The organism is uncultured Campylobacter sp., from assembly GCF_937949835.1.
GTDB lineage: Bacteria > Campylobacterota > Campylobacteria > Campylobacterales > Campylobacteraceae > Campylobacter_B.
This window is the reverse complement of the sequence record NZ_CALEDC010000412.1, coordinates 1-7,599: the sequence shown is the minus strand read 5'-3', so window position 1 is coordinate 7,599 and position 7,599 is coordinate 1. Positions and strand designations below refer to the sequence as shown.

General features: G+C 48.4%; 8 protein-coding genes and 2 pseudogenes. All 10 read right to left on the bottom strand.

Features of this window, described 5'->3' with window-relative positions; all coding sequences use genetic code 11:
- Positions 1-107: 107 nt before the first annotated feature.
- Positions 108-698 (bottom strand): hypothetical protein, encoded by a 591-nt coding sequence (locus Q0256_RS09335; RefSeq protein ID WP_297962441.1) that lies wholly within the window; start codon positions 696-698, stop codon positions 108-110.
- Between the two features lie 203 nt (positions 699-901).
- Positions 902-1,426 (bottom strand): hypothetical protein, encoded by a 525-nt coding sequence (locus tag Q0256_RS09330; RefSeq protein WP_297962439.1) that lies wholly within the window; start codon positions 1,424-1,426, stop codon positions 902-904.
- 290 nt (positions 1,427-1,716) lie between these two features.
- Positions 1,717-2,058, bottom strand: a complete 342-nt coding sequence (locus tag Q0256_RS09325; protein WP_297962437.1) for a hypothetical protein — start codon at positions 2,056-2,058, stop codon at positions 1,717-1,719.
- A gap of 441 nt (positions 2,059-2,499) precedes the next feature.
- Entirely contained in the window at positions 2,500-2,913 is a 414-nt protein-coding gene (locus Q0256_RS09320) for a hypothetical protein (RefSeq protein ID WP_297962435.1), read from the bottom strand.
- Between the two features lie 24 nt (positions 2,914-2,937).
- On the bottom strand, positions 2,938-4,275 hold the full coding sequence (locus Q0256_RS09315) for a PFL family protein (RefSeq protein ID WP_297962433.1): 1,338 nt from the start codon (positions 4,273-4,275) through the stop codon (positions 2,938-2,940).
- Between the two features lie 9 nt (positions 4,276-4,284).
- A complete protein-coding gene (locus tag Q0256_RS09310) occupies positions 4,285-4,551 on the bottom strand; it encodes an ACT domain-containing protein (RefSeq protein ID WP_002944456.1) in 267 nt (88 codons plus the stop codon).
- 84 nt (positions 4,552-4,635) lie between these two features.
- Positions 4,636-5,109 carry a DUF2628 domain-containing protein gene (locus tag Q0256_RS09305; protein WP_297962431.1) on the bottom strand — a complete coding sequence of 158 codons (474 nt, stop codon included), beginning with the start codon at positions 5,107-5,109 and terminating at the stop codon, positions 4,636-4,638.
- 10 nt (positions 5,110-5,119) lie between these two features.
- Positions 5,120-6,088 carry a tryptophan--tRNA ligase gene (gene trpS / locus Q0256_RS09300; protein WP_297882579.1) on the bottom strand — a complete coding sequence of 323 codons (969 nt, stop codon included), beginning with the start codon at positions 6,086-6,088 and terminating at the stop codon, positions 5,120-5,122.
- Positions 6,089-6,575: 487 nt separating this feature from the next.
- Positions 6,576-7,070 (bottom strand): annotated as a pseudogene (locus Q0256_RS09295) (shikimate kinase); the annotation flags it as partial.
- Positions 7,057-7,599, bottom strand: a pseudogene (locus tag Q0256_RS09290) (ribosome biogenesis GTPase Der); the annotation flags it as partial. The pseudogenes Q0256_RS09290 and Q0256_RS09295, both read right to left, overlap by 14 nt.

The following is a 7,599-nucleotide window of genomic DNA, read 5'->3' as shown; positions in this document are numbered from 1 at the left end:
TTGCGCGTGAAATTCCGTCGAACAGAGCGTGAAATTTACACGATTTAAGGGCGAAATTTATGCGCTAGATTTGCGCGAGCCCTTACCGTACCTAATCCGTCAATGAATTAAAGCTTGTCACAATTTTCTCTTTTAAATTTTGATATGGTATCCAAAACAATAAAAATTAAAACCATATGAGACATTGCTAGCATAAACCATTTCTTCGGTGTAATATAATATCCTCTATCCGCAAATCTCATAAAATATCTATGCCCTTTTATGCTTTCTCGTTCGCCTAAATTATCGTCTAAAATAAGAATTTGATAAGCCGTTTTCGTTTTAAACGGAAAGGGGAATTTGGAATACCAAATCCTAACTTTGCGATCTTGCAAAAGATCAAAACGTAGTATATCTCTTTGTTTGTCATATATATAAAATTCATCTATCCCTTTATAATTTAGTCCCAAGGAAACCTTCTCTACGGCTTTTCTTTCGCTATCATAAAATTGCAATAACCACCAGCTTCCTCCCCTTAACGCGGAATCGCTAGTAAAACCTGTTATTATGCCATCTGTGATTTTGAGATCACTTAAATTTTTTGGATTAGACAAAGCGACTATATAATACCATGCGTAAGCGACCAATATTAAGCAAAAGCAGATCTTTATCTTATCCCAAATGCTTAGCCATTCATAAAAATTCCTAATTGCTTTCACACCGACCTTTTAATTTAAATATTCTTATTTTAGCGCCGATCCCTTAAGTAAGTATATAAAAATTTGGCTCAACAGAACTTTAATGCAAATACAAGGGGTACTAAGTTACGATAAGCCAAATTTAAACATTCGTCCAAACCCGCCGCTTAACGCCATCTTTGCAGCTCTTTTATAAGGTTTCGCAGCTTTCACCTCATCGAAATTTAGCAGAATTTATCGTCTTTTGGAATATAGGTGCCTCGGTTGAAAAAATAGCATAAAAGAAAAACTAATATGCAAATCGGAGCTATAAAGACTCCGTATAAAGTGCCGGCGCCGCTTAACTCATCTCGCGAACCTCCTATTGCCGAAGATAGAAATAGCAAAGTGGGAAATAAAACCAATACTAAGCTAGCCGTATTCTCAAAAGTAAAAATCGTCAAACTGGCATCTTGATTTTTTATGAAAAAGCTGCTGTATTTTTTTGTCTTGTAGCACTTTAAACAAAATGCCGTCAAGCAAATGGATAAAACGACCGCCACACAAAACAAAAGAGGCTCGGGCATCTGAATATCCACGTAGGAAATAAGTCGCGAAGCTACCGATGCAATGCCGAACAAAAGCGCTAAAAATACCATACTAGAGCACCTAATTAGCCTATGTTTATCGTATCGCTTCTTTAAATTCTCCGGTATTGCGGCGAATTTTTCGTCTAGCTCTTTCATCTCGGCTTGAAATTTTTCGCTCACGGCTCGCTCCTTTTAAGCGTTTAAATTTTAGAGATTATATCAAATTCGGCGTCGCGCCTTTTTGATGCCGCACCTTGCGGTTAAATTTTAAAATTTACCGCGTTATATTCGCGAAGAGCCGAAAAATTTCAAACTCGGCAAAGCATTAAAATTCCCGTCCGCCTTTAAATTTAGCATTTTACCGCAGTTAGCAAAGCTCCAAATTTTCCACGCGCAGCGGTCTTTCGCCCTCGAAAATCACCCCGATGCCGAAAGGCTCGCAAATATCAAGCGCGCCCGGACCCCAGCAGTCACTGCGTATCGCGCGCGTAAAACGTGCATTGCGGCAGCTCAAACGGCAGATCGCAAACAGGCGCGTCAAGCAGCCTAAGCTCATCCTCGCTCAAACGATACTCGCGTCTAAGCTCGTCTCGCAGGAAGACAAGAGCGTCTTTTACATACCGATCGATGTCCCAGGCGTCGCTGCGCGAGCAAGACCCCTCATCGTCCACATCCGCCGTATCTGCAGACACGAGGCAAAACGCTACCTCACCGAAGTTTTCGCTTTTTAGTTCCAGCTCCGCATACCAAATAAAGCCCTCGTCCGTTGCGACTTTTTCAAGTTCGCCAAATTTCCAAGCCATTTTTTGCATTTTATTTCCGCCCCATATTTTCGCTCGTCTTTTAAAATTTTGATGCCGCGCCCGTTTTTGCGCGCTGTGTTTAAATCCGTGCCGAAATAGAATCCCGCTCGCTTCTTAGCGGACGGGCAATGATAACGAAGCAGATTACTTTTAAATTTTAAAATTTCAATGAAAGCCGCTTTAAAATTTAAAATTTCAAAAGACCCGCCGTTTGTCCGCCGCGAGCAGCGATGAAATTTTAACGCCGCGTCTTGCGGCAAAATTTTAAAATTTTAGCTCGCCGTAAGGGCGACCGCGCCGTAAAATTTCACGGCGAAATTTCAAGCCGAAATTCTAACTCAAAATTCCACGTCCGCAGCACAGAATTTAAAGCTCAAAAATTCCATCGTGGCGACTTAGAATTTTACTCGTTAAATTTTATAAATTTTGCGCGCTATTAAATCCGCAAATTTAATACGCTTTTACGAGCCGTAAATTTTTTAGATATATGACGCCGTCAAAAACGCCGCCCCCATTCGGCGCGGGCCAAGAAATGGCGATTCTTTTCGGCTCCTCGTCGTATTTGGGCTCGCAATAATTCTTTGAGCAGTCTATTTTAAACACCTCTTTATCGTTGCTGTCAAAATCCGTCTGGGTAGAATTTTTAGGAATTTCCAGCGTGTGGATTATGCGATACGGCTCGCCCTCTTTTGTGCGGGCGGACGTTATTTTTATTAGCGTATCTCCGCTGCCATCCGAAGTCCTATAAACCCCGTCTTGCCCCAAGCCCGCCAGCTCGAATTTTTTCTCCTTGCTATAAAATGCCGAGATTATGGAGCAGCCGCTAAAAAGCAAGGCCGCCGCAAATAACGCAAACGCTCTCATTTTCCCTCCTTAAACGTGTTAAATTTAGTTTTTAAAACTATGAATGGGTGCTGGGATCTGGCCGCCGCGGGCGATGAAGTCCGCGGATGAGTTTTTATTTACGCTCATCACGGGCGCGCTGCCCAGAAGCCCGCCGAATTCCAGCGTGTCGCCCTCTTTGCCTTTTGGGATTATGCGCACGGCGGTCGTTTTTTGATTTATCACGCCGATCGCGGCCTCGTCGGCTATGATCGCGGCGATCGTTTGCTCGGGCGTATCCTGCGGGATCGCGATCATATCGAGCCCCACCGAGCAGATTGCGGTCATCGCTTCGAGTTTTTCTAAATTTAACGATCCTGCGCGCACCGCGGCGATCATGCCCTCGTCTTCGGAGACGGGGATAAACGCGCCGCTAAGCCCGCCTACTTGGTTGCACGCCATAACGCCGCCCTTTTTGACCGCGTCGTTTAGTAGCGCTAGCGCAGCCGTCGTGCCGTGCGTGCCGACGCGCTCTAGTCCCATCTCCTCAAGCACGCGCGCTACCGAATCGCCCACCGCCGGAGTCGGAGCTAGCGAGAGATCGACGATGCCAAATTTCACGCCCAGCCGCTCAGACGCCATTTGTCCTACGAGCTGTCCGATGCGCGTGATCTTAAACGCCGTCTTTTTCACGGTCTCGGCGACCACGTCAAAGCTCGCCCCGCGCACCTTCTCAAGCGCGCGTTTAACGACGCCAGGGCCGCTGACGCCCACGTTTATGACGACCTCGGCCTCGCCCACGCCGTGAAATGCGCCCGCCATAAAGGGATTATCCTCGACGGCGTTGGCAAATACGACCAGCTTTGCCGCACCAAGACCCGAAAGCCGCGCGGTTTCTTTGATCACGCGCCCCATGTCGGCGACCGCGCTCATATTTATGCCCGTCTTGGTCGAGCCGATATTTACCGACGAGCAGACCTTTTGCGTCGCGGCGAGCGTGGCAGGGATGGAGTCGATTAAAATTTTATCGCCCTTTGCGTAGCCCTTTTGCACGAGCGCCGAAAAGCCGCCGATAAAGTCGATGCCGACCTTTTGCGCCGCTTCGTCCATCGCTCTAGCAAGCGGGACGTAGTCCGCGGCGTTCGTCGCCGCACCGATGATGGCGATAGGCGTTACGCAGACGCGCTTATTTACGATCGGGATGCCAAGTTCTGCTGAAATTTCATTGCCGACCTTTACCAGATCGCGCGCCTTTTCGGTGATTTTTGCATAAATTTTCTCCGCGGCTTTGCCCATATCGGGATCGATGCAGTCAAGCAGGCTAATGCCCATCGTGATCGTGCGGATGTCGAAATTTTGCTCCTCGATCATCGCGATCGTTTCGGTTACGTTTTTGATGTCCATCTGCGCGCCTTAGATGTTGTGCATGGCGTCAAATATCGCCGAGCTTTGGATGTTGATTTTAACTTTTAGCTTTTCGCCTAGCTCGTTTAGCTCCTCGCGAAGAGCCGTGAAGTCCTGCTTTTCGTCGCTGGAAACCACCGCCATCATCGTAAAAAACTCATCCAAAACCGTCTGGCTGATGTCGTCTATGTTTAGCCCAAGCTGCGCGAGCTTAGCCGAAACGCCCGCTACAATGCCAACTTTGTCCTTGCCGATCACCGTTACGATCGCTTTCATCTCTACCCCTTTTTAAAATTTATTTAGCTATTTTGAGCGCGGAAGCCCTTCAAAACTACTGAATTTTGCCGCCGTTTGAAATTATTAGCGCAAAAACACAATTGCGACAAAAGCGTAAAATATTACCGCGAGCCATATCGCCCATCTATTCACGCCGCCGCCCCGTCTTAGGACTTCGTCGTCCTGTTTATCTAGCAATGAAACAAAACTATCGCAAACGTAATATTTCGCCATAGTCCCGCTACTGACGCTAATCGCCGTTCCTATAGTTCTATCATGTCCATCCAAAAACGGAACGAAGCAAGAAATTACCATAACGGCAAATAGAGCTGCGGCAATTTTGTACTCCTTGCGGTACAGAAAAAAGAACAGCGTGCCGAAAAATCCCCACCAGCTCCACGTGCTTACGTAATTTAACTCGCGCTGCTTGCCCGCGGCGAAAAATTTCTCGCAGGCGCGTGCGTAAATTTCAACCTTACTCGGGGTTTGCAAGAAAATTTCCAGCTTCTGCCGAAGCAGCTTACCATCAGATAAAATTTCTCTAGCGTAATCCGTCATCTCACTCTCCTTAGCGATAAATCCCCACGGCGGCGCGAACCTTTTGCATCAATGAAGCAGCCGTCGCGGCCGCTCTTTGCGCGCCCTGTCTTAGCATCTCGTCTAAAATTTCGCGGTGACTTTGATAGTATTCGAATTTATCTCGCGCGTCTTTGAAGTAGCCCTGCACTAGCTCGTTTAGATACGCCTTAAAATGCCCGTGCCCCTCGCCTCCGCGCTCGTAGCGAGCCTGCAGCTCCGCCTGCTCCGCTTCGCTTAAAAACAGCTTCGCGATATTATAGACATTGCATCCGCGCCACTGCTTAGGCGCTTCCAGCGGCTCGGAGGTCGTTACGATACTTGAAATTTGCTTCTTTAGCGTCGCGGCATCTGCAAAAATATCGATCGTATTGCCGTAGCTCTTGCTCATCTTCGCGCCGTCCGTGCCCGGCACGATTGCCACTTCATCGTTTACTCGCGCTTGCGGAATAGTTAAAATTTCTCCGTGGGCGTTGTTAAATTTAAGCGCGATGTCGCGGGCGATCTCGACGTGCTGGATCTGATCCTTGCCCACGGGCACGACCTCCGCGCTGTATAGCAGGATGTCCGCCGCCATCAGCACGGGGTAGCTGAATAGATCGTGTTTGCTCTCAAAGCCCTTTGCGATCTTGTCTTTATATGCGTGCGCTCGCTCGAGCAGCCCCATCGGCGCATATCCGCTTAAAATCCAGTAAAGCTCCAACACCTCTTTCACGTCGCTTTGCACCCAAAACACCGTCTTTTTCGGATCGATACCCAGCGACAAAAACGCCGCGGCGGCCTCGTAGGTAGAGTTTTTTAGCTTTGCGCCGTCGCTTACGGAGGTGAGCGCATGGTAGTTTGCGATAAACATAAACATCTGCTCTCCTGCGTTTTGTGCATCCACCATCTGCTTGATGCTCGCGAAGTAGTTGCCCAAATGCAGCTTGCCGCTGGGCTGAAGACCCGTTAAAATTCTCATCGTTGCTCCTTTAAATCAAAATCAGATCGCCGTCTACGAAGCCCGCAGCGACGTGCTTGCACTTAAAAATTTTTGCATCTGGCATCTGCTCTCGCAGCTCGCGCAAAGCCTGCACGAGCATTTTTAAAACCTGCCGCCACGAAAGCTCGTTTAAAAAATCAAGCTGCAAGCGCGAGCTTTGCGGATAAAACTCATCCTCGTCCTCGCACGCCCAGTCGTCGTCATCCGTATCAAAGCTGCTCGATCCTGCGAGCTGTAGCGCGTAAGGCTCGTAAAGATCGAAGTGCCACGCGATCACCCGCTTTGGAATTTGCTCGCGCTCTAAGCCTTCGATCAATTCGCGCAGCTTCTGCTTTAGCGCCTCTTTCTTTTCAAGCTTATCGCCTTTGCCCTCTTTACCGTGCGACTTGGAATTTTTGCCGCCGCCCGGGCACTTTTGCTTAGACATCTTTTTCCCCTTTAAATTTAGCCCGTCGCAGGCGGAGCAAATTTCTTTTACGATCTTTTTTACGCTTTTATTTTCGACGTCGATTACGATGTCGGCCTTTTTTTCATACGCCCCGTCTCTTTGAGCGTGCAGCGTCGCGGCCTTTTGCAGATCCGCTAACAGCGGGCGCTTGGCAAATTTTTTCTCCGCGTTTTCGCTGTTTTTTAAGCGATTAATAATCCCTTCAAAGCTTGATTTCAGATACACGATGGTGCCGATTTTATTTAAATTTTTCACGGCGTAAAAGCCGCCGCCGGTGGAGATCACGGCGCAGCGGACGGACTTTTCTAAAAATTTCGCAAGGCCCTCTTCCATCTTTCTAAAGCTCTGCTCGCCCTGCTCTTTAAAAATTTGCCCGATCTTTTTATTGGCGTAGCTTTCGATCATATCGTCGCAATCAAGCGCAAACATCCCGCTTTGCGCAGCCAGCGCCCGTGCTACCGTGCCCTTGCCGACCCCCATAAAGCCGATGAGCACGATATTACCGCTCTTCATCGCTCTCCCCTTTTTTGCGCGGCAGCAGCACTAGCGGACTGCCAGAAAGAGCAAAGCTCGCGCGCAGCCTGTTCGTCAAATAGCGCTTGTAGCTAAAATGCAGCGCACTTGGACGGTTCATTACAAGAGCGATCTTCGGCGGCGCAAAGCCGATCTGCGCGGCGTAGTAAATTTTAACCGATTTGCCCCGCTCGCGAGGTATCGGATGCGCCTTTATCGCGGCTTCTACCGCCTCATTGATCCTTGCGGTGCCGAGCTTGCGCGTGAAATTTGAATAAACCTCCAAAATGAGCGGATAAATTTTATGTATCCGCTTCCTGTCCGTCGCGCTGACGCTGATGATCGGCGCGTAGGAAAGAAATTTAAACCTATCGCGCAGATCGCGGCAAAACTCGTCGTAATCGCGCTCGCAAAGATCCCATTTGTTTAAAATTATGATGAGCCCGAGTTCAAATTTAGCCGCAAGCCCCGCTATACGCTCGTCCAGCTCGTTTAGCGGCTCGCTTGCGTCAAGCACCAAAAGCGCGAT

Excerpts from the sequence above, each read along its gene's own strand:
- Q0256_RS09315 (WP_297962433.1), bottom strand. The coding sequence starts at position 4,275 with ATGGACATCAAAAACGTAACCGAAACGATCGCGATGATCGAGGAGCAA.
- Q0256_RS09320 (WP_297962435.1), bottom strand. The coding sequence starts at position 2,913 with ATGAGAGCGTTTGCGTTATTTGCGGCGGCCTTGCTTTTTAGCGGCTGC.
- Q0256_RS09325 (WP_297962437.1), bottom strand. The coding sequence starts at position 2,058 with ATGCAAAAAATGGCTTGGAAATTTGGCGAACTTGAAAAAGTCGCAACG.
- Q0256_RS09305 (WP_297962431.1), bottom strand. The coding sequence starts at position 5,109 with ATGACGGATTACGCTAGAGAAATTTTATCTGATGGTAAGCTGCTTCGG.
- Q0256_RS09310 (WP_002944456.1), bottom strand. The coding sequence starts at position 4,551 with ATGAAAGCGATCGTAACGGTGATCGGCAAGGACAAAGTTGGCATTGTA.
- trpS (WP_297882579.1), bottom strand. The coding sequence starts at position 6,088 with ATGAGAATTTTAACGGGTCTTCAGCCCAGCGGCAAGCTGCATTTGGGC.